22 protein-coding genes are annotated in these 21,794 nt (G+C 51.6%); 13 read left to right on the top strand and 9 right to left on the bottom strand.

The window, feature by feature from the left end:
* Positions 1-10 precede the first annotated feature (10 nt).
* The 5 genes from EHV07_RS19480 to EHV07_RS19460 all read right to left on the bottom strand — a co-directional run bounded on the left by EHV07_RS19480 (position 11) and on the right by EHV07_RS19460 (position 6,187).
* Positions 11-2,632, bottom strand: a complete 2,622-nt coding sequence (locus tag EHV07_RS19480; protein WP_147199797.1) for a fimbria/pilus outer membrane usher protein — start codon at positions 2,630-2,632, stop codon at positions 11-13.
* 47 nt (positions 2,633-2,679) lie between these two features.
* Positions 2,680-3,381, bottom strand: a complete 702-nt coding sequence (locus EHV07_RS19475) for a molecular chaperone (protein ID WP_147199796.1) — start codon at positions 3,379-3,381, stop codon at positions 2,680-2,682.
* A gap of 56 nt (positions 3,382-3,437) precedes the next feature.
* The gene (locus EHV07_RS19470) at positions 3,438-4,007 is read right to left on the bottom strand and encodes a fimbrial protein (protein WP_147199795.1); all 570 of its coding nucleotides are present in this window, start codon (positions 4,005-4,007) and stop codon (positions 3,438-3,440) included.
* Between the two features lie 97 nt (positions 4,008-4,104).
* Entirely contained in the window at positions 4,105-4,512 is a 408-nt protein-coding gene (locus EHV07_RS19465; protein WP_147199794.1) for a hypothetical protein, read from the bottom strand.
* 598 nt (positions 4,513-5,110) lie between these two features.
* A complete protein-coding gene (locus EHV07_RS19460) occupies positions 5,111-6,187 on the bottom strand; it encodes a tartrate dehydrogenase (RefSeq protein ID WP_147199793.1) in 1,077 nt (358 codons plus the stop codon).
* A gap of 83 nt (positions 6,188-6,270) precedes the next feature.
* On the opposite strand from EHV07_RS19460, the gene EHV07_RS19455 reads away from it, so the two are divergent.
* Entirely contained in the window at positions 6,271-7,209 is a 939-nt protein-coding gene (locus EHV07_RS19455) for a LysR family transcriptional regulator (protein WP_147199792.1), read from the top strand.
* A 759-nt stretch (positions 7,210-7,968) separates the two neighbouring features.
* Here the strand turns inward: EHV07_RS19455 and EHV07_RS19450 are convergent.
* Positions 7,969-8,316: a hypothetical protein gene (locus tag EHV07_RS19450; protein WP_147199791.1), complete on the bottom strand. Its 348-nt coding sequence runs from the start codon at positions 8,314-8,316 to the stop codon at positions 7,969-7,971.
* A 192-nt stretch (positions 8,317-8,508) separates the two neighbouring features.
* Between EHV07_RS19450 and EHV07_RS19445 the strand changes: the two genes are divergently transcribed.
* Positions 8,509-9,543, top strand: coding sequence for a Gfo/Idh/MocA family protein (locus EHV07_RS19445; RefSeq protein WP_147199790.1), 1,035 nt, complete (start codon positions 8,509-8,511; stop codon positions 9,541-9,543).
* A 5-nt stretch (positions 9,544-9,548) separates the two neighbouring features.
* On the opposite strand, the gene EHV07_RS19440 is transcribed toward EHV07_RS19445, so the two are convergent.
* Entirely contained in the window at positions 9,549-10,466 is a 918-nt protein-coding gene (locus tag EHV07_RS19440) for a DMT family transporter (RefSeq protein WP_147199789.1), read from the bottom strand.
* A 247-nt stretch (positions 10,467-10,713) separates the two neighbouring features.
* Here EHV07_RS19440 and EHV07_RS19435 point away from each other — a divergent pair, with 247 nt between their 5' ends.
* The 3 genes from EHV07_RS19435 to EHV07_RS19425 are packed head-to-tail and all read left to right on the top strand — an operon-like array spanning position 10,714 to position 13,277.
* Positions 10,714-11,550 (top strand): transporter substrate-binding domain-containing protein, encoded by an 837-nt coding sequence (locus EHV07_RS19435; protein ID WP_174822368.1) that lies wholly within the window; start codon positions 10,714-10,716, stop codon positions 11,548-11,550.
* 9 nt (positions 11,551-11,559) lie between these two features.
* Positions 11,560-12,252, top strand: coding sequence for a 5-oxoprolinase subunit PxpB (gene pxpB, locus EHV07_RS19430; protein ID WP_371419703.1), 693 nt, complete (start codon positions 11,560-11,562; stop codon positions 12,250-12,252).
* The gene (locus EHV07_RS19425) at positions 12,249-13,277 is read left to right on the top strand and encodes a biotin-dependent carboxyltransferase family protein (RefSeq protein WP_147199786.1); all 1,029 of its coding nucleotides are present in this window, start codon (positions 12,249-12,251) and stop codon (positions 13,275-13,277) included. Before pxpB ends, EHV07_RS19425 begins: the two co-directional genes overlap by 4 nt.
* Positions 13,278-13,345: 68 nt before the next feature.
* Here the strand turns inward: EHV07_RS19425 and EHV07_RS19420 are convergent, their stop codons facing one another.
* The gene (locus tag EHV07_RS19420; RefSeq protein ID WP_147199785.1) at positions 13,346-14,551 is read right to left on the bottom strand and encodes a pyridoxal phosphate-dependent aminotransferase; all 1,206 of its coding nucleotides are present in this window, start codon (positions 14,549-14,551) and stop codon (positions 13,346-13,348) included.
* 179 nt (positions 14,552-14,730) lie between these two features.
* On the opposite strand from EHV07_RS19420, the gene EHV07_RS24600 reads away from it, so the two are divergent.
* The 8 genes from EHV07_RS24600 to EHV07_RS19385 all read left to right on the top strand — a co-directional run bounded on the left by EHV07_RS24600 (position 14,731) and on the right by EHV07_RS19385 (position 20,288).
* On the top strand, positions 14,731-14,889 hold the full coding sequence (locus EHV07_RS24600; protein WP_168199650.1) for a hypothetical protein: 159 nt from the start codon (positions 14,731-14,733) through the stop codon (positions 14,887-14,889).
* Positions 14,886-15,809: a nitrogen assimilation transcriptional regulator NAC gene (nac, locus tag EHV07_RS19415; RefSeq protein WP_147199784.1), complete on the top strand. Its 924-nt coding sequence runs from the start codon at positions 14,886-14,888 to the stop codon at positions 15,807-15,809. The genes EHV07_RS24600 and nac overlap by 4 nt, the downstream gene beginning before the upstream one ends.
* A gap of 187 nt (positions 15,810-15,996) precedes the next feature.
* Positions 15,997-16,425, top strand: a complete 429-nt coding sequence (locus EHV07_RS19410; RefSeq protein WP_147199783.1) for an acetyl-CoA carboxylase biotin carboxyl carrier protein subunit — start codon at positions 15,997-15,999, stop codon at positions 16,423-16,425.
* Positions 16,422-17,198: a LamB/YcsF family protein gene (locus EHV07_RS19405; RefSeq protein WP_147199782.1), complete on the top strand. Its 777-nt coding sequence runs from the start codon at positions 16,422-16,424 to the stop codon at positions 17,196-17,198. The genes EHV07_RS19410 and EHV07_RS19405 overlap by 4 nt, the downstream gene beginning before the upstream one ends.
* A 114-nt stretch (positions 17,199-17,312) precedes the next feature.
* On the top strand, positions 17,313-18,065 hold the full coding sequence (locus EHV07_RS19400; RefSeq protein ID WP_147199781.1) for an SDR family oxidoreductase: 753 nt from the start codon (positions 17,313-17,315) through the stop codon (positions 18,063-18,065).
* Positions 18,066-18,086: 21 nt separating this feature from the next.
* Positions 18,087-18,782 (top strand): amino acid ABC transporter permease, encoded by a 696-nt coding sequence (locus tag EHV07_RS19395; protein ID WP_147199780.1) that lies wholly within the window; start codon positions 18,087-18,089, stop codon positions 18,780-18,782.
* Between the two features lie 4 nt (positions 18,783-18,786).
* The gene (locus tag EHV07_RS19390; protein ID WP_147199779.1) at positions 18,787-19,539 is read left to right on the top strand and encodes an amino acid ABC transporter permease; all 753 of its coding nucleotides are present in this window, start codon (positions 18,787-18,789) and stop codon (positions 19,537-19,539) included.
* 11 nt (positions 19,540-19,550) lie between these two features.
* Positions 19,551-20,288 carry an amino acid ABC transporter ATP-binding protein gene (locus EHV07_RS19385; protein ID WP_147199778.1) on the top strand — a complete coding sequence of 246 codons (738 nt, stop codon included), beginning with the start codon at positions 19,551-19,553 and terminating at the stop codon, positions 20,286-20,288.
* Between the two features lie 53 nt (positions 20,289-20,341).
* Here EHV07_RS19385 and EHV07_RS19380 read toward each other — a convergent pair whose 3' ends face one another.
* The gene (locus EHV07_RS19380; RefSeq protein WP_147199777.1) at positions 20,342-21,781 is read right to left on the bottom strand and encodes a 6-phospho-beta-glucosidase; all 1,440 of its coding nucleotides are present in this window, start codon (positions 21,779-21,781) and stop codon (positions 20,342-20,344) included.
* Between the last annotated feature and the right edge of the window lie 13 nt (positions 21,782-21,794).

Here is a 21,794-nt window from a genome sequence, read left to right as displayed (position 1 = left end):
ACTATCCGTATTAGCTGTTGACGTCACTGTCAGGGGCGTTCGAACTGGCAAGCTGCTTTGAACCCGAACTTTTATTGGGGCTTTCACAGGTGCTGTTAAAGCGCTGCAACGCGGTATATTTTGCATTTTTAGCGCGTGGCATCAGGATATAGCTCAGGGTACATTGCATCTCTGGCCCGGAACCCCATTTCACATGTAATCGGCCTTTTTCATCCTGAACGCGAGCGTAAATCTGGCCGCCCTGGCCTACAGTGCCTACGTGGTTACCTTTGCTATCGATAACCTCTGCGCCAAACGCGACGGGAACATGGTTATAAGTGGCGTTAATCAGCAGCGCTGTTCCCTGGCGGGTGCCATAAGATAACTTCACTACCGCTCCTGAATAAGGCGCAACTTTCTGTGAGGTATTTTCCAGCTCGACTTCAGGAGGGATCCCTTTAGGGTCAAGAACGATCTCATTGAGCTTGTAGGGATTTAAATAAGGTACGGCGGCATAGCCTGCACGATCGACATAAACGCCGGGATAGGATGAAACTTTTGCCCCATAAGCGCCTTTCGCTTCCACAAGCGCAAAGGTATCGGAGGTATAGGGCGTCAGTGTTATCCCGTCAGTATGGCCGATTACGGTGCCGCTTATTCCGGCTGAAGTGCTGTGGTAGCCGGAACCCTGACTGTAGTTTGCGTTCAGCCAGGCGATTGAGCTACGCCAGGACCCATTAACCGAGCCACTGGTACCGCTACCCTGGTTAGCATTTGTTGCGCTCACGCCATAGCTGTATTGATTTTCTTCTCCGGCATTGCCATTTAGCGTTGCTTGTTCAGCATAGCGTCCACGGGTGTTATGACTCAGGTCGACCCGGAGCTGCGGGACGTGAGTCATTCCACTGTTGCCCAGCGGCAGGCTAAAGTTGAGCAAATAATTGTTTTGTGTCTGACCGTAGAGAGAATAGCTGCGGTTAACACTGAGTCCCCATGTCAGCCTTTTATACATGGTATTGTAACCAAGCTGATATTGCTTACTGTCACCGCCCTGATTCCAGTAATTCTGTAGTGAACTGCTGAGGTAAATTTGCCCCCAGTTATCGGGTAATCCCTGGCTGGCAGTCACAATAAAGCGGTTTTTCGCACGCCAGATGGACTCCGTCGACAATCCGTCATTAACGGCTTCACGCGTCTGCATTGCGGTGAGTAAATCCATATAACCACTGGTGGAAAAACGGTAGGCGGCCAGTGAAATAGTGCTGCTGGTAGCAGAAACGGTTTTACTGTAACTAACCTGATAGCTCTGGCCGCTCATGGCGTTGTCTGCGTGGCTGTCGCTGCTTCCTAAATGGGTTCTGGCTTGCGTCACATCCAGTGCAAATGCGCCGACATTCGTTCCTAACGCCGTGCCCAGCTGGACAGCGTAGTAATTTTGACTGGCCTGCACGCCGCCGTAACCGGTCAGGGAATTGGTCAGGCCGCGTTGCCATGTCGCCTGATAAAGAGCGGGATCCTCACGTAAGCTGGTACTGCGCAGTTTACCGGCCGTCATGGAATAACGATTATTACCCGGTCGCAAAAGCTGTGTAACGGCAGCGTATGGAACCTGAAACGTCTGTTCAGAACCGTCCGCTTCCCGTACGGTTACATCAAGATTGCCGCCATAGCCCGTTGGATAAAGATCGTTAATTAAAAATTCACCTGGTGTAACGGTGGTTTCGTAAATGATCTGATCGCTTTGCCGTATGGTGACGCGAGCATTGGAGCGCGCAATGCCACGAATTTGTGGAGCATAGCCGCGGAGCGAGTCCGGCAGCATTCTCTCATCACTGGCCAACTGTACACCGGTAAAAGGGACGGTATCGAACAATAAACCCTGCGTATTTGCCTGGCCAATCAGCGCACGACCACGCACGGAAGGTATGTCCCGTTGCAGATAAGTATTGGTGGTGTTGTACTTTTTTGTCCCGTCCTGTATCCAGTTATAATTACCGTTATGCCTTAAATACCATGCGCCCAAATTGAGGCCGGCCGTTAAGCTGGCGTAGAAAGATTTATAGTCGGCACCGTTGCTCTCGCTACTGTAGACATTGGTGGTGTATCCAAGCAGTAAGGCGGGAACGCCGCTGTCCCACATCTCCTGGCTGACTGAACCCCTGGCCGTTCTTAACATATAGATTTGTGGAACGGTAATGTTCAGACGTTGCTCATTACTGTCATAAAATACCACTGCATCTTTCAGCGCATTTTGCAGGTTAGGGCAGCTTTTATCTTCTTTAGTCAGAAAGTCAGAGGGCAACTTTTCATAGTCAAAGGCGATGTTTTTTAAAATTTCCTGGTTTATGCAGGGGACAATAGTGTTATTAGCGGCAGATTTAATTTCCAGATTATAGTTACCAATCATCCGATCGTTGACATAAATATCTGTCCGATAAACCCCGGGAAAGACCGACGCACCATTAGCAAACCGGCTAAGGTCAATACTATTCCCTTCTCCGATATTCAGAAATGATGAATCGAATTCGACATTTTTAGCCACTTCCTGAGGTGAAGAAGGAACCGGGGGGGCGGCATAGGTGGGTAATATCACAAAAATGATAATCAGCGGCGCTACTTTCCATTGAGTTACCTGCGGCAAGGTGGTTTCCATAAAAGTCCTTTTACAAAAACGTAGCTGGTGATATTTATCTGGTGTATCTACATAATTCTGGCTGTGAACTTCGCTATAGCACCATAATCATTAACAAATTCACCCGTTATTTCGTCTCCTTTCACACTGGCAAGGCTAAAAGATTCTGAAGAAAAAGGGGCAACCATTTTTCCTTCAACCTTTTTCCTCTTCACTGAAAGAGTGACAAAGGAAACGTAATATGGCCCTGAGTTGGTGGCAATAAGCTGTTTTCCCTCTGTCTTCCATTTGAAATTATTGACGGCAGAATTTGCATTGCCAGCAAGGTTAACGGGCCGGTAAAAAAATTTTATGCGCGACCGGAACGCCATTTGTAAATAATTTTCATTTTTTAACTTCGGGTCTTTAGCAGGAATTTCCAGAATATTAAGCCAGAAAATTGATTCGCGATCTGTCGGTAACGCTTCTCCTGTTTGGCTGATACGTAACGTTTGGCCTTTCCCCGCTTCAACCCGGTTAATCGGCGGCGTTAAAACGAACGGAACATGAATTGTCTCAGGTTTGGCTTTACTGTCGCCGCTATCAACCCAGCTTTGTACCAAAACCGGTTTTTTGCCAACGTTCGACAACTTGACGCTGACTTCTCTGGCATCTGATGGATAAATAACCCGTGTTCCGCTGATTACCACGCTTGCCGACACGGTAGCAGCAGCAAACATCACTATAGCGAAGCAGGAAAACGTTAAAGAAAAGCGGCCATATTTGTTCATGCAGACCTTCTTTAAAAAAAGAAAAGGCAGAGAGAAATTCTCTCTGCCAGATAAACTTACTTGTACTGAATGGAGTAAACGACGTTACTGCTTACCAGCCCTGCGGTAGTCGCATCCGTTGCATAGTAACGTACGGAATAAGGCAGAACGGCTGAACCTGTAGCAATACTGACGTAGCTGTTGGCATCAACCTGGCTGTCATTACCGGCAACAATGACATCCCCAGTCGTACCATTAAGCAGCTCCAGACTTACGTTAGTCGCCGCAGTTGTGGCTGGAGTATCATCTGTTGCAGCCGTGTCGGTTGCCGTATTTTTTAAGCGACCGTCGGTATCCACTGTCAGGCCATTTTCAAAGAAAGCTGAAGCGGTAGTCAGCGTTCCTGCGCAGTTAGTCAGTGCCATATTAAAGCTGGTCTCACCCGCCGTACTGCCTGCTGTAGCCAGCTGGTTGATACCTAAGGTGGGTAGCTGAATAGTGGCGTCTGCTGCCTGATTATCCACGACAACATCACAGGTAGTGGCGGTTAACTCACCGTTAAAGGTGATCGTACCCGTTGATGCAGCCTGAGCGTTCATGCCTGCAAAAGCAGCCAGAACAGATGCAGTAATAAGCAACTTTTTCATGAAATATCCTTATTCTTTATTTGATAAAAATAAATCCATTTTAACGCTATGGATCTATAGCCTGTTCCCATAAAGGGCGTATTTGTAGAGGTAGAAACTACAAATTCTGTGCATCGAAATAGTAAATGGGCGTAACGCTATGAGGATTGATTCTGAAACCCATTGTATTACCTTTTTCAACGCGTTTAATGAAATCTTCTGATATACCAATAACAATAAGTTTATTTTTAAGGTCTTTCATCACTTGCCAAAGCCGCTGTGATGAGGAGCTTAAACCATGTTTATCCCAAACGTTTGTTAAAATCTCTTCGTTTTCTATCACCGCGTTATTGGCATTTTTCAGAAGATAGATAAAAAGCCGCATCATTGTCTTTCTTAAAATAAGCCTGTTTGGTTTCTTTTCTGAAATAAGAGATTTGATATTTATCAGGCTGTTGTAGGAAATATTAACCTGAATATCTGACTCTATTAAGTAGCCAAAAACTTTCGCTTGCTGAATATCCATATCTCTCGCCTCTGTTAAAACTTCACGACGATTATGAAAAAGCGGTATGGCACCAGCACTTCCTGATTAAGTCCTATGTTACCTTTTTCATTAAATCTCCCTCAATATACAATTGTTACTGGTTGCATAACAGGGTCATGATGTGATTTACAGATATAAAATCTGATTTTATAAATAAGGGTGAAATTATCTATTATTATTGTCTTTGTTGATGGCTTATCTAACTTCTTGTATGCTCTGCTTTATCATCAAGATAAAAACATATATATTTCCTTTTTTGTAGTGTTTAATGTCGTGTCTGGTTTTGGTTTTTTGTATTTTTCTTACACGGTTCTAATGAATTATTAACGAGAAAGAAACTAAGTTGACGACATTAACAGGCCTTCAATTAAAATATGCAAAGTGATGAGCGTTTTGAGCGTTAGTTTTCGCAATTCAACTTTGTACTGCCCCCTTTTTTGATAAAAAAAGGAATATAGCCAGGATAATTCTGACTGAGCATAATTCCTGTCATTTTACCTGGCTTCATGAATTTTATGTTTTTTTAATAAGAATAGTCTTATATTCGTACAGGAACTTTATTCCCTGTGTTTCTCCATTACAATGCAGCAGCAACAGCAGCCCCCAGGTCGTGAGTAGTGCCGGTTCCTCCCATATCGGGAGTCAGCAGGCTGCTGTTTCCGGCGGCCAGCACGGTTTCAATTGCCTTAACGATCGCTTCGCTTGCCGCTGCATGGCCCAGATGCTCCAGCATCATGGCACCACACCAAATCTGCCCAACAGGATTGGCAATCCCTTTTCCGGCAATATCAGGTGCGGAACCGTGAACCGGTTCAAAGAGGCTGGGGAAAGTCCGTTCCGGATTGATATTTGCGGAGGGTGCAATACCAATAGTGCCGGTGCAGGCCGGGCCTAAGTCAGAAAGGATATCGCCAAATAAATTGCTGGCGACGACCACGTCAAATCTGTCCGGGTGTAGCACAAAATGGGCGCTCAAAATATCAATGTGATATTTATCTACGCGCAGGTCAGGATAGCCGCTGCTCATTGCCGCCACGCGACTGTCCCACCAGGGCATGGTGATAGCGATGCCGTTAGATTTGGTGGCGGACGTCAGGTGTTTTGCCGGGCGCTTCTGGGCCAGTTCAAAGGCGAATTTAAGCACGCGATCCACCCCCGTCCGGGTCATCACCGTCTCCTGAATCACAATTTCCCGTTCCGTATCGGGAAACATCGTGCCGCCCACGCTGGAGTACTCACCTTCGGTATTTTCACGAACCACATAGAAATCAATGTCACCTGGTTTACGATCGGCCAGCGGCGCTTTCACCCCAGCCAGCAAACGAACGGGACGCAGATTAACGTACTGATCGAACTGGCGGCGGAATTGCAGCAGCGATCCCCAGAGTGAAACATGATCCGGAACGATCTCCGGCCAGCCTACCGCCCCAAAGTAGATCGCATCAAAAGCTTTCAGCGTAGCGAACCAGTCATCGGGCAGCATTTTGCCATGCTGGAGCCAGTAATCCGCGCTGGCAAAATCAAACCAAACCCATTCAATATTTATGTTGAAACGGCGGGCAGCGGCGTTCATCACCTTCACGCCTTCCGGCATCACTTCTTTACCGATCCCATCGCCGGGGATCACGGCAATTTTGTATGTTGCGACAGCCATAACTTTTCTCCTGAATAAAGGGGGTTTTCTCCCTGAGTCTATTTCAGCATTATGGTTAAATAATTAGCCTGAGATTTAATCCAATGTTGAATAAAAGTAAAGAATGGAGCACCAGCAGTGACGACCTGCATTTTTTTATGCGTGTTGCCGCGCTTTCAAGCCTGACTGAGGTTGCCAGAGAGCTGGGATTAAGCCTGCCTGCCGTCAGTAAAAGGCTCTCCAGTTTGGAAAATAAACTTGGCGTTCAGTTAGTTAAAAGGACTACACGGCGCCTTGAATTGACGCAGGAGGGAGCGCTTTATGCCGCAGGAGCACGGCCGATTTTAGATCAGCTGGCAGAGCTTGAGGATACGGTCAGTCGCCAGAGCGAGGTACTGCGTGGCAGTTTGCAAATCAACGCCTCATTTGGTTTTGGGCGACGGCATATTGCTCCGCTGATCTCTGCGTTTGCCAGACTGCATCCTGCTCTGAACATCGGCCTGCAGCTCACCAGTCAGCCTTTAAACTGGCCGGAATCTGGCATTGATATTGATATACGCGTTGGGGATGTGCCCGATTCACGGCTGATTGCCCGACGTATCGCGCCAAATTTTCGGGTTGTTTGCGCTTCGCCTGACTATCTTGAACGCCACGGCGTACCGGAAAGGGTGGAAGATTTGGCCGCGCATAACTGCATCGTGTTACGGCAGCATGAGTCAGATTATGCCATATGGCGGTTTAGCAGCGAAGGGCGTGAGATCGCCCAAAAAGTGCAGGGCAGTTTAACGACCAATGACGGAGAAGTCGCGATGCGCCTGGCGCTTGATGGCCATGGCCTGATCCTGCGTTCATGGTGGGATGCTCATGAGGCCATTGGCAATGGCAAACTGAAGCAGGTCCTGACGCGCTATCAGGCACCGTCAGCGGATATTTATGCTGTTTACGCGCACAACAGACAGATTCCCCGTCGGATAAGATGCTTTGTGGATTATCTGAGTCATCAGCTTGCAGCAAACGCTTTAATGCTGCATCAGGAACGGTAAACATGAGAAGCAGGTTGGCGTCTGACGTCATCATGATGTAACTGGCAACAGTAGTAGCAGGCTTTTACCTGCTTACCAAAACGCACTTTAGCGATGGTTAAAGCCTGAAGAGGGGCATAAAAACTGCCTATAAATACCAGTTTATTCTTTTCCGGCATCTTTCGGCATCCCCGCCGGTGCACCAGGTGAAAATCGGTGTGCTCGGTTTGCTTCGTAACGTAATAATAATCTGCCTGCATAAGATTGCGCCCACCGTAAAAGAGACATAGTTAACCCCTCCTGACTTTAAAAAAAGGGCGAGACTCCAGTATAAGGGCATTATTAACCATGAAAATAACTTACAGATTAAACCTGGTCAGTGATGTTAAGCGCTAATTATCAGTAGGTTCCGTTTTTTTTGTTAATACAATGTTATTGCAAAAAGAAAAGTATTTATGTGTTTCTTTTTTTTAAAACGGTTACACGTTTTCACGGCGTGAGTCTGAAAAAGTCTGGTCTTAATTATGTTGAAGCCACAGGGTGGTTTCATTATTTTTTTCTGCTAAGTGAGTATGTCATGGCACGCTTTTGTCAGGTTTAACTCTTTTCATCTCGCTAAAGACATTTAGTGCCAGCAAAAGGAATTATTTATTCATGTTATAGAAATAATTAGAGAATAGTATACGACGGCGGAAGACTATTTTTCATCAGGAAATAATGAAAATTTATTAACCTAATTCATGAAATGAGTGTTGGCATGGCTCCACCGCCGTCAGGCAGTTAACTGCCTGAATTCTGAGGCATCATCACCGGCAGGCAGCTATCGATACTCTTTTTGGCCTGCCGCTGCTCTGTTTCTGACAAATGTTGATAATGTCTGATAGCCGCTTGCGCTGAAGCCGGGTCGAACTCAACTTTATCCACGGCGTAAGAGGCGTTTTCGTTCATGATCACCGTGCGCAATTTTTCCGTAAAATCCGCGGTCGACGCAGGCGCTGCCATATCGTTAAGCACAACGCAGGCGGCAGCAAAATAGTGCGGATCCTGCTTATGAGGCTTAAAAAAAAGATATATAGCGTAGACGATAGTCATCACGGCGATAAGGATCAAGATGTTTTTGCGGTTCATGCTCAACTTCTTTCAAAAAAAATGAAGCGGCGAGCTTACCGCCTCATTTGAGGGTTTTCCATCATTGCCGCCGCAAAACGCACTTATCGCTCTGCCTGAAGCCACACTATTCTCATCCTTTGACGCTCTGGCCCGTCATTATCGGCGCGGTCAGATTCACAGCACAGATGCTGAACAGCAAAAGGAGTCCGAATGTTTCCCTCCGTATTACCTGTCCCGAGAAATCCTGAGCCACAAGCCGTTCCCGTTCTGCGCTGGGGAATTATCGGTCCTGGCTGGATAGCCGCGCATTTCGCTAAAGCGTTAAAAGAAAACAGCGCGCAAAAACTGGTGGCGGTTGCCGGACGCAACGCCGGGAAGACCCGCGCCTTCGCGGATAAATGGGCGATCCCGCATACCTTCAGCAGTGCTGATGAGATGCTGGCGATGAATGCGCTGGACGTAGTGTATATCGCCACGCCACACAATCATCACTTCCCGGATGGGCTGCAAGCGTTGCGGGCGGGTAAGCATGTGCTGATTGAAAAGCCGCTGGCATTAAATGCGCAGGAGGGCGCAGAGCTTCAGGCTGAAGCGCAGCGGCGGGGAGTACTTTGTATGGAGGCGATGTGGTGTGATTTTACACCGAAATATGATGTGCTGCGTCAGCTGCTGGCTGATGGCGCGTTAGGCGATCTGCACACGCTGATTGCCGATCATGGTGAGTTCTTCACGCCGGATCACCGTATTTTTAACGCCGATTTAGCTGGCGGGCCGATGCTGGATCTGGGCAGTTATCTGTTGGCGTTCAGCGTGATGGTGGGAGGCGGGGCGCCTGCGCATATTACCGCTTGCGGCCAGCCAGCAGAAGGCGGCGTCAACGGGCAGGCATCCATGCTGTTACAGCACCCGAGCGGCATGCATTCAGTGCTGCATACTACGCTGTTCAGCAACACGCCGGGCCGAGCGGTTATTGCCGGGCGCGAGGCCAGCATCGTGCTTGACGGACAATTCTATGCGCCGGGCGGCTTCGTTTTGACCTCAAGCCAGGGCAATAAGTCGCTGCGTTGGGAAGAACCGCAAAATCGTTATGCGCAGCTCAGTTATGAGGCTGAACATTTTGCCTGGTGCGTAGGACAGGGCTTACAGACATCGCCTGTTCGTTCACTGCAAACGTCCTTGCAGACGCTCTCCACTATGGATGAGGTGCGCAGACAACTGGGCATCGTATTTAATGAGGAGCGCTGAACGGCTTAGTTCACCGTGCGGATGACGCTAAGTTTCCGCTTCCGTTGTTCACTCCACACGGTAAATATGCCTGCCAGCGCAACGATTGACGCGCCGGTCAGGGTGGAGACGGTCGGCAAGCTGTTCAGAAAGAGATAACCAATCAGCATCGACCAGACCAGCGAGGTGTAGTCAAAGGGCGCAAGGAGTGAAGCATCAGCATAGCGCAGGCTGAGCGTGATCAGGATTTGCGCCATACCGCCAAAAAATCCGCAGCCGACCAGCAGCAACAATTGCAACGGGCTGGGCCGCGTCCAGCCAAAAACAACGGTGGCCATGCCGATAAGCATGGTCATTAACGAAAAGTAGAAGACGATCGCGCCCGGTTTTTCAATACCGTTTAAAAAACGGATTTGCACCGATGAGACGGCGGTACAGAGTGCGGCGAGCAGCGCCAGCATCACGCCCAGACCGGCAGTAAGATCGATGTGTCCGGCAAATAATGAATTGTTTTCGCTCAAATGCGCAGAAAGCATCACCAGAATGCCTGAGAAGCCTGCTATTACCGCCAGCCAGCGGGAAAAACGCACGTTTTCTTTCAGCAGCAGCGCCGCCAGAATGACCGTAAATAACGGTGCGGCATAGCTGATGGCTGTCGCATCGGCTAAGGAAATATAAACCAGCGCCATATAGTTAAAATACATGCCGCCCGTGCCGGAAAATCCGCGAATTAAATGGCCAAAAATATTTTTCGTTTTGAGCTGGCTGGCAATGTTGCCCTGACATTTAAGCCAGACAAGCAGCGGAAAGAGGGCGATAAAAGAACGGAAAAAAATCACCTCGCCGGTAGGGATGGCGCCATCCAGCCCTTTCACACATGCCAGCATTAAGGTGGCACACAGCGCCGCCCCGATTTTTAACGCTATGCCCACTCTGGAATTCATTGTTCACTCCGCCAGTCCTGCCTGCCTCAACGCTGCTCACCATAAAAGACCGGAGACGACGGGGGATAACATCATTTTGCTCTGTACGGATAGCATTTACTTATAGCCATCAGGGAGAGTGTCATACAAATTGCATATTGCCATACAGGGTTTACCTCTTATACAGCGCCTGCAAGGCTCTCTATAGTCGGAAACTGAACAGCGGCAGCGATCTGCTGTAACTGACAACGATAACGGGGAATTCTTGATGAAGAAAATGGTGTCCTGCTCATTACTGGCGCTGCCGATGCTGATGGCCTTCTCACCGGCAAAAGCAGATCTTCTGGGTGATATTCAGGCGCGTGGACAGCTGAACTGCGCGGTCTACTCCGACGTCCCGCCTTTTTCCTCTCCCGATCCTAAAACTCGTCAGCTGGCAGGTATGGACGTTGATCTGTGCGATGCGTTAGCGAAACAGATGGGCGTAAAAGCTAATCTGATGCCAACGTCCATCGAAGCGCGTATCGCCGTTATTGCTACCGGCCGGGCAGACGTGCTGATCGCCAACCTTGCGTACACCAAAACCCGTGGCAAACAGATTCAGTTCAGCGATCCTTACTACGTAGCCAAAGAGATGCTGGTAGTGAAACAGCCCAACGTGGACAAGACGCGGGCAGATTTTAAAGGAAAACGGCTGAGTGCGACTAAAGGCACGACATCAGAACAGTCGATCTATCTGGCAGGCGCAAAAGCCATTACCTTCCAGGACGCGGCTTCTGCTTTCCTCGCACTGGAGCAAAACAAGGCAGTCGGCTTCGTGACCAATACCATGACGGCGACAAAAATGATTTCACAGGCGGGAAAAGATGGCATCGCGTTGGGAATGATTAAGGAGCCGATGGCGCTGGAACCGATTGGCGTTGGAATGAAAAAGGATGAGCCGGCCCTGCTGGAGAAAGTGAACAGCAGCCTGAAAGCGATGGATGACGACGGCAGTATCGACAAAATCTGGAACAAGTGGATTGGGCCGGCGACGGAATACAAAATGGTCAGGGAAGAGAAAGTACAGTCGTTAGCCAGCCTCAAGTTTCAGCCTCTGGAATAAACGATGACGATGCTGCTGCATGAGAAACGACCTGTCGCAGGTGGACTGGACGGTCAGGCCAAAATATCCACCATCGGCAGTCGCGCCTGGCTGATTGAAGCGCCGGGAGCGTTTGATTTACCCGCCCAGCGACGGATCTGGTCGCTGGCCGCCTCGCTACAGGATGATAAAGCGGTCGAATCGCTTATCCCTGGCGTAACCAATCTCCTCATTATTTTTCGACAAACTCCTGCCGATTACGACGGCACGCTAATCAAGCTTAAAAAGCTGTGGGAACAGGCCAGAGCGGTACATCCCGTTGGCAAAATCATTGAAATTCCGGTTGTGTATGGCGGCGAACACGCCAGCGATCTGCTTACCGTTTGCCAGCATACCGGCCTGTCTGCTCAGGAAGTGATCCGCCGGCACGCTCAGGGAAATTACACGGTTTTTGCACTGGGCAGCGCGCCCGGATTTGGCTACCTGCACGGGCTGGATGCTTCCCTCGCCACGCCAAGAAAAAAAGTGCCTTCTCTGCATATGCTGAAGGGCACCGTTACCATTGGCGGTGCGCAGACGGGCGTCTCTGCGCTGACCGGCCCCAACGGCTGGAATGCGATTGGTTTTGCTGAACTTAACGTATTCGATCCCGACGCGCATCCGCCTGCGCTGATGGCGCCGGGCGACAGCATTCGTTTTTTGCCTGTGAGGATTGAGCTGTGATTGAAATTATCAAATCCGCCGCGCTAAATACCGTACAGGATACCGGCCGCAGCGGCTTCCGGCATATGGGCGTTTCAGTAAGCGGCGCGATGGATCCGCTTGCGCTACGCGCGGGAAATATCCTGCTGGGGAATGATGAAAACGCCGCCTGTCTGGAGATTCAGATCTTCCCTTTCAGCGTACGCTTTCTGACGGATACCAGTATTGCGATTACCGGAGCGGACTGCCGCGCCCGGCTGGATGATAGGGATCTTCCTCCGTGGTGGGGCTGCTCAGTCAAAAAAGGCCAGCAGCTCACGCTGCAGTTTCCCCGTGGTGGTGCGCGCAGTTACCTTTGTGTAGCTGGCGGTATTGACGTACCGCAGGTCATGGGATCGCGCAGTACTGCATTGCGCGGCAGTTTCGGCGGTTATAAAGGGCGCGCGCTGGAAACAGGCGACAGGCTGCCCGTTGGCCTGTCATCGGCGGCGGCTTTACCCGCAGCGGGGATCGGCATTGAGCCACCAACGGTGGCGATGGCGCACGCTTTTCCCGTCAGTAGCGACGGCGTGGTGCAGCTACGGGCCATACCGGCCGGGGAGTATGCACTGTTTGCAGCCGATCATGCCCGTTTCTGGCAGCAGCGCTGGCAGGTTTCCCGCCAGAGCAATCGTACGGGCTATCGCTTAAGCGGCGAACCGATTTTCCCTGCCGAAACCATTGAAATGCGCTCTTACGGGCTGGTGCCCGGCATTGTACAGGTGCCGCCCGCAGGCGAGCCGATTATTCAGTTAAGCGATGCCAATACGGCAGGCGGCTACCCAAAAATCGCGGGAGTAATTGAAGAGGATTTATGGCGTCTCGGCCAGATCCAACCCGGCCAGTGGTTGCAGCTGGTAAAAAGCGAGGCAGGTGAGGCTATTGTTGTGGCAAAAGAAATAGAGCGCTGGCTGACCAAAGTGCGGCAAAGTTGTAGCGCGTTAAGCGGTTGTGCAGTTAAAGGGATGAGCATGACAGCTTGCCGCTCCCCTTTAACCGCGTGCTGATAAACCTGAATCCGTCCTCTCCCGAGCTCGGCACCGTCAGGTGCCGAATCATCACATGCTTCTACGTTCTAATCCCGCATCCCCTGGCAAAAAGCCGCGATACGGTTACAACCTTCCTGCAATATATCGAGACTTGTCGCGTACGACAGGCGGAAGAAAGGACTCATACCGTAAGCCGCCCCCTGAACGGTGACTACCTGTTGCTCCTCCAGTAGCGCCATGACAAAGTCCGTATCGTTACCGATCTTCCGACCGCCCGCGGTTGTTTTACCGGTAAACGCGGCGATATTCACGAAGAGGTAGAAAGCACCTTGTGGCCTGTGGCAGAGCAGGCCATCCACCGAGGTCAGACGCTCAAGAACATAATCACGGCGCTGGCGATAAATAGCGGCCCGCTCTTTTAAAAGTTCCTGCGGACCGTCCAGTACCGCTACGGCTGCCGCCTGCGTTAGCGTCGAGATGCCGCCGCTGTTCTGGGTATTCACATTACTCATCGCTTTGATCAGCGGCTCCGGGCCACCACAAAACCCCAGCCGCCAGCCGGTCATGGCCCAGGCTTTGGAGATGCCATTTACCGTCAGCACGCGATCCAGCAAACGAGGTTCAACCTCTGCCAGCGTATAAAACGTCGCATCGTCGTAGATCAGATGTTCATAAATATCGTCAGTCATAATCCAGATATCCGGGTGATGCAGCATCAGCTTCGCTATCGCCAGCAGCTCTGCGCGGGTAGCGACCGCACCGGTTGGGTTGCCCGGATAATTCAGCAGCAGCCACTTAGTGCGTGGCGTAATGGCTGCTTGCAGATCGTCCGGCCGGGGCTTGAAGCCATTTTCCTGTAAGCAGGCAACCGGAACCGGCACGCCGCCGGCGAATTTGACGATGTCGGCATAGCTGATCCAGGAAGGGGAGGGAATAATGACCTCATCACCCGTATTAATCGTTGCCATCATTGCGTTGAAAATAATCTGTTTGGCACCGCCAGCCGTCAGGATCTGGCTGAGCGGATAATCCAGATGATTGTCCCGCCTGAATTTCCGTTGAATTGCCGCCCGCAAGGCTGGCGTGCCGTCAACGGGTGGATAGCGCGTGTCGCCCGCCAGCGCTGCCGCATGGGCCGCCGCGATAGCATGGTCAGGCGTGGGGAAATCCGGTTCGCCGGTGGAAAGCGTGACGACGTGCACGCCTTCGGCACTCAGTTCTCGGGCTTTCTGGGTCATGGCTACGGAAGCAGAAATGGCGACGTTCGTTAAGCGATTGGCAATATCAGGCATGGTGCGGAGATCCCAGATTCAGGGTAGCCAGCTCGCTGCATAACAGCGGTTTTGCATAGCTACAGGCGGATAGATGAAGGTCAGAAGAAGGGTACTGAGGAAAAGTCAGGCGGCGTTAATAGCGCTTTGTTGTGGTGACATAACGCAAAACGATGGTTCAGCGGTGTTTGCCCCTGTGAATGCGCTTTATCAGTGCATTTACCGACCCTGCGCCCGGACACGGCGCGTATCTTTTCACCGCTAAACGTCCGTACAGCGCCAGTATTACGCTCTTTGCCGTGACTGGCATCGATATTGCTTATATCAGCTACGACCCGCGTTATGAGGAGTGGCTATGAACCTGCGACGGTTGAAATACTTCATTAAGATCGTAGACGTTGGCAGCCTGACCAAGGCCGCCGATATTTTGCATATCGCCCAGCCCGCCTTGAGTCAGCAATTAGCCACGCTGGAAGGCGAGGTGAATCAGCAGTTGTTGATACGCACTAAGCGCGGCGTCACGCCGACGGAAGCAGGCAAAATTCTTTATACCCACGCGCAGGCGATTTTGCGCCAGTGCGATCAGGCCCAGAGCGCTATCGATGGTTCGGGCCAGATGCTTTCTGGCAGCGTCTCGGTGGGCCTTGCGCCCGGCACCGCCGCTCAGCAGCTGGCACTGCCGTTGATGGAGGAAGTCCATCGTCAATATCCTGGCATCGTCCTCTACTTCAATGAAAACTTCGGCACAACGCTCAGCGAACTGATTATGAATGGGCGTATGGATATGGCGGTGATTTATGGCAATCGCGAAATCCATGGCCTGCGCTTTATGCCGCTGATGAAAGAGGAGCTATGGTTTGTTTGCCCGCACAGCCTGGCGAAACCGACTAAAACCGTCACGCTGGCCAGCGTCGCCCGTTACGATCTGTTCCTGCCGCGTATTTATAACAGCATGCGTAAAGCCATTGACGACGCGTTTATTCATGAAGGTCTGGCCTACCGCGTGAAATGCGAAATCGAATCGCAAACCACGCTGAATGCCGCGCTGGCGGCGGGTCTCGGCTGCACGATAATGCCGGAATCTGCGGCACGGGCAATGCTGAAAGCCGCCGATGGCTGGATGGCGAAAATTGCCCAACCGGAGCTCAAGGTGTCGCTGTCGTTCTGTATGTCCGATCATCTCCCGCTCTCGCAGCCGGCTGAGGCGGTAAAAGGGATCCTGCTGGCTTTAATGGCTAACCGCACCACAGATAACCGGCCGTTAACGCTGGTTGGGTGATAAGCCGACCTTATCTCCGCAAAGCGAAACCCTCTTACCTGGCGGTAAAGACGGCGCGCTAGAGTGTCCGTATCCCTCTGCTTCAGGACGCAGCGGGCCGTCTTGCCGCCGCCTTTCGGTGGGGCAACCTCTTATCAACGGCAGAAAGATGACCGTGCGCGGCACACGCCTTTTCGACAGGATAATTATGGAAAACAGGGCATTAGCGTTGGCGGAACTGCGGCAGATCGCACAAAAAATGCGTGCGTCTAACCTGGACAGTATCGAACTTAACGGCAGCGCCTGGCGAGTAAGAATAAAGTGCGCGCCGCAATTCAGGCCTTTGATGCCGGACAACCTTGTGCAAACAACGCCCGATGTGCCGCCGGTCTCCCTGTCGGCACCGATGCCTGGCATTGTCCTGCTTCAGCATCCGCTCAATGGCCTGCCGCTGACAAAAACGGGCGACGCAGTCGAAAAGTCCGCACTGTTAGGCATGTTGAAAGTGGGGGCCGTTTATCTGCCGCTGCGCAGTCCTGTCGGCGGCGTCATCACCGCAATTCAGGTGCAGCAGGGCGAGGTGGTTGAGTACGGTACGGAGATATTTGTTCTGCGCGACTCGGAGATAACAGTTTGAACTATATCGATTTAAATGCCGACATCGGCGAGGGTTTTGGCGATTACGTTATCGCCGATGATGCGAATTTAATGCCGCTGATCACCTCCGCTAACGTCGCCTGCGGTTTTCATGCTGGCGACGCAGTGATTATGGCAAAAACGGTGGCGATGGCGAAGCGCTACGGCGTGGATCTTGGCGCGCACGTCGGTTTTCCCGACCTGCTGGGCTTTGGCCGTCGTCAGATGCAGATCGAAGCGGAGGTCATGGCGCATTACGTCACTTATCAGCTGGGTGCGCTCTCCGCCTTTGCGACAGCCGCTGGCTATCCGCTGACGCATATGAGTTTTCACGGCGCGCTGGGCAATAAGGTGTCAGAAGATGAAGCGCTGGCGCGGGTGCTGTTGCAGGCGGTAAAAGCGTTCAATCCCCATCTGATTATCAGCACGATGGCGGGGAATGCCGTTGAGCGGGTGGCCCGTGAGCTCGCGCTGCCGGTAATTTGTACTTTTCTGGCCGATCGTGCTTATGAAAACAGTGGGCTACTGGTCAGTCGGGCGAAGCCAGGCGCGGTAATCCATGACCAGCAGCAGGTTCGTGCACGGGTTCGCCAGCTGCTTACGCAGGGGACGGTGCAAAGCATTGATGGCGAGACGCTTTCAGTTAGCGCCACCTCGATTCTGGTGCATGGTGACACGCCCGAATCCATCGCCATGGTGCATACGCTGCGGGAAATTTGTGAAGAATTGGGTATCGCTCTGCTCCCGCCTTCGAGGCAGTCGGCACTGTTATAAGCCCCCCTTATTGCCTCAAACCGTTTATGTCTTATACCGGGCGAGGAGTGAGTTGATAGAGTCAGTTAACCGATTTTCGGCCGTAGCCGCCGATGTGTTTACAGGAGAGGCGAAATGCCATTTTCAGATTACAAGACTGCACTAGTTACCGGGGCGTCAGCGGGTATGGGAGAAGCAATTGTTGAGCGCCTGTGCCAGGAAGGAATTACCGTTCACGCCGTCGCCAGACGTGAAGAACAGCTGTTAGCACTGGCCGCCCGCACCGGTTGCATTCCGCATGCGATTGACGTCGGCGATTTGGATGCGTTAACCCGTCTTTGCAAAGAGATCGACGTGGATATCCTGGTGAATAACGCGGGCGTTTCCCGCCCCGGTTCCATTTTGGATGCGGATGAAGAAGCGATCGATACTCAGGTAGATGTTAATTTGCGCGCCGTGCTGCACCTTTGTCGTCTGCTGGTGCCGGGGATGATGGCGCGTGACTGTGGCCACGTCATCAACATTACTTCCATTGCCGCCATCTATAACTTCAACGGCAATTCAATTTATCACGCCACCAAAGCGGGCGTGCATGCACTCTCTCGTCAGCTGCGCGTCGATTGTTTTGGCAAACGCGTACGCATTACCGAAATCTGTCCGGGACGCGTCGCGACGGATATTTTCGGCAATGTAATGGGCGATCGGGAAGAGGGCCGCCGCCGCTTTATTGATGGCTTTGAGCTGCCGCAGGCGAAAGATATCGCCGACTGCGTGGCCTTTGCGCTCTCTGCGCCAGTTGCCGTTAACATCGGCAATATTGAAATCACGCCAACGCTTCAGGTGCCGGGGGGACTTTCTACCCTGCGGCCCGGCGACCGTGCCGAATAACGGCTTGAAAGGGGAAAGAGGATGACACTTGATTTCGGTGCCGTCATAGCCGGCCAGTTTGGACAGATGATTATGGCGGGGACGCTAACCACGCTCAAACTGGCGTTAGGTTCCTGGCTGCTGGCAATGACGATTGCTTTACTGCTGGTAGTCATCCGCTTATCTCATCAACGTCTGGCCGTGTTTCTGGTGGCGGCATATGTTTCATATCACCGCAACGTGCCGACGCTGATCCAGCTAATGATGTGGTATTTCGCGATCCCTACGCTGTTGCCGGAATCGGTACAGATGTGGATTAACGATTTTAACGCTGAATTCCTCTTCTCAATGTTTGCGCTTGGTTTGTGTCAGGCCGCCTATTTTTCAGAGGACATTCGTAGCGGTCTGCGCGCCATTCCTGAAGGGCAGAGCGAAGCAGCAAGAGCGCTGGGGATGAGCTATGTGCGCTCAATGATCCTGGTTATTCTGCCGCAGGGCATCCGTAACGCTTTGCCTTCTTTACTTAATCACACGGTGCTGTTGTTCAAAAATACCAGCCTGGCGATGGTGATTGGCGTGGCAGAACTCACTTATGTGACCCGCGATATCGAAAATCAGACGTTCCGTACTTTTGAATCTTATCTGGTGGCGTCAGTTGGCTATCTGTTCTTCTCTCTGCTGCTGATGGGCGCGGGTGCGATGCTGGCTCGTCGTTTCCAGCGCGCAACCGCGAGGTGATCTGATGATTGATATCTTCACGATTGTGCATGATAACGGCATGCTGTTTTTGATGGGGCAATATCCAAACGGTCCGTTGGGCGGCGTTCTCTGTACCTTGCTGATTTCGCTGCTCGCGGTGCTGCTGGCTTTCCCCCTTGGTGTCCTGCTGGGGCTGGCACGTATTTCTCCGTTTCGTCTGCTGCGCTGGCCTGCGGCAGGCTGGGTCTATGTGCTGCGCGGCATTCCGCTGCTGATGGTGGTCTTTTGGACCTATTTCTGCGTCCCGCTGTTAATTGGCCATAACATCAGCGGGTTTGCCACCATGCTCTGCACGCTGGTGATTTATGAAAGTGCCTATATCGCTGAGATCGTACGCGGTGGCATTCAGGCGCTACCTGGCGGCCAGTACGAGGCTTCACGCGCGTTAGGGATGAGCTATCTGAAAACGCTGCGGCTGGTGGTATTGCCCCAGGCGCTCTACAACACCTTGCCGAGCCTCGTTAGCCAGCTGGTCTCGATTATTAAAGACAGCACGCTGGGCTATGTGATTAACGTACCGGAACTGACCTTTGCCGCCAACCAGGTCAATAACCAGCTGCTGACCAAACCGTTCCAGGTCTTTTTCATCGTTGTGCTGGGTTATTACATCATCTGTTTCAGCCTGACCTGGTTGGCGAATAAACTCGAAGCGCGTATCGCGCGCAGGCGTAAAAACACCGATCCGCAGGCAGAGCAGGTGGCAAAAGCCCTGCAACTCTCCAGAGCCCAGCCGTAAAAGGAACCGACATGAGACCGATGATTTTGTTTAACCAGGTCAACAAATGGTATGGCGAATATCAGGCGCTGACCGACCTGAGCGCGGAAATAAAAAGTGGCGAAGTGGTGGTGGTTTGCGGCCCGTCCGGTTCAGGTAAATCGACGCTGATCCGCACGGTTAACCGGCTTGAACCCATTGAGAAAGGCCAGATTCTGTTTGATGGCACGGATATCCATGGCAGCAGTACGCGGCTTAATCAGCTGCGCACGCGCATTGGCTTTGTCTTTCAGAACTTCAATCTTTTTCCACACGTATCGGTGTTGGAAAACATTATGATGTCGCCGGTCAAAGTACTGGGCATCAAACGCTCGCAGGCTCGCCTGCATGCCGGTGAGCTGCTGGAAAGAGTCGGGCTGTCCCACAAGGCCAATGCTTATCCGGCGCAGCTTTCTGGCGGACAGCAGCAACGGGTAGCCATCGCGCGAGCGCTGGCGATGAAACCGCCGGTGATGCTATTCGATGAGCCGACTTCAGCGCTGGATCCGGAAATGGTGGGTGAAGTGCTAAACGTCATGCGCGGACTGGCGCAGGAAGGAATGACCATGATGTGCGTGACGCATGAGATGAACTTCGCGCGCGATGTCGCTGACACCATTTGGTTTATGGATCAGGGGAAAATCCTGGAGAAAGCCAGCCCGGAACGTTTCTTCAGCAATCCACAGCACGAGCGGGCTAAACGTTTTCTCAGTGATTTACGCCAGCACTGAGGTGCAGGCCGTAAGGTTTTTATCAGGCCCGGTCTGGCAACCGGGCCTGTTTGTCAGAGCTGTTCGCCGTCAGAAGCGATGACGTTTTTATACCAGCCGAAGCTTTTTTTCCTGATGCGGGTGAAGTCACCGGTTTGATCATCATTACGATTAACGTAGATAAAGCCGTAGCGTTTGCTGTACTGACCGGTGCCGAACGAGACGCAGTCCAGACATCCCCACGGCGTATAGCCCATCAGATCGACACCGTCTTCAATCACCGCCAGCTTCATCTGTTCAATATGGTCACGCAGATAGGCTATGCGATAGTCATCGTTGATTTCACCGCTCGCATTCATCTCGTCCACGGCACCAAAACCGTTTTCTACAATAAACAGCGGCTTCTGGTAACGTTCGTAAAGGACGTTAAGCGTATAGCGTAAGCCGACCGGGTCGATCTGCCAGCCCCAGTCAGAAGCGGGGACATGCGGATTTTTACGGCTGCCCGGCCAGGCTTCAAGCGCCGACGTTTTGGCTTTCTCTGCCGCAGCATGCTCAACAGCATTGCTCATGTAATAGCTGAAACCGATATAATCGGTACAGCCTTCCCGTAAAATCTGCGCATCTTCCGGTTCCATTTGGATGGTGAAGTTGCGCAGCGCCCACTCGTTCAGAATATATGACGGGTAGTAGCCGCGCATATGCACATCGCCAAACAGCCAACGCTCGCGCATCGCTTTCTGAGCATACATTACGTCGTTGGGGTCGCAGGACCAGGGATAGAGCGGCACCATTGCCAGCATGCAGCCGATTTTAAAATCCGGGTTAATTTCATGGCCCGCTTTCACCACTTTTGCGCTGGCGACAAACTGATGGTGCAGAACCTGATACATCACTTCTTCGGGATTATCATAGTCGGTAAATATCACGCCGGAATTACTGTAACCATATAAGGGCTTACGCCAGTTACGCTGGTTATTGATCTCGTTAAACGTCATCCAGTATTTCACTTTGTGCTTATAACGACGCATGACCACGTCGCTGTATCTGACAAAGAGATCGATCAGTTCGCGGTTCAGCCAGCCACCGTAATGTTTCACCAAATGCAGCGGCATTTCGAAATGAGAGAGGGTGATAACCGGTTCGATACCATATTTCAGCAGTTCATCGAACACGTCATCGTAAAACTGTAATCCGGCTTCGTTAGGTTCCGCCTCATCGCCCTGTGGAAAAATACGCGTCCAGGCGATGGAGGTGCGAAAACATTTAAAGCCCATCTCGGCAAACAGCGCAATATCTTCTTTATAGTGATGATAAAAGTCGGTCGCCAGATGATTTGGATAATGTTTACCCTCAATCACGCCATCGGTAATTTCGCGATCCACACCGTGCGCGCCGCCGGTAAACACATCAACAATACTCGGCCCTTTGCCGCCTTCCTGCCAGCCGCCTTCAACCTGATGAGCGGCAACGGCACCTCCCCATAAAAAATCGTTGGGTAACTTTCTGGACATGGGTTTTCTCCGT

Origin of the sequence: Pantoea sp. CCBC3-3-1 (genome assembly GCF_007981265.1) — a bacterium.
Taxonomy (GTDB): Bacteria; Pseudomonadota; Gammaproteobacteria; order Enterobacterales; family Enterobacteriaceae; genus Erwinia.
Note: the sequence above shows the minus strand (reverse complement) of the source record. Positions and strands in the feature narration are given on the sequence as shown.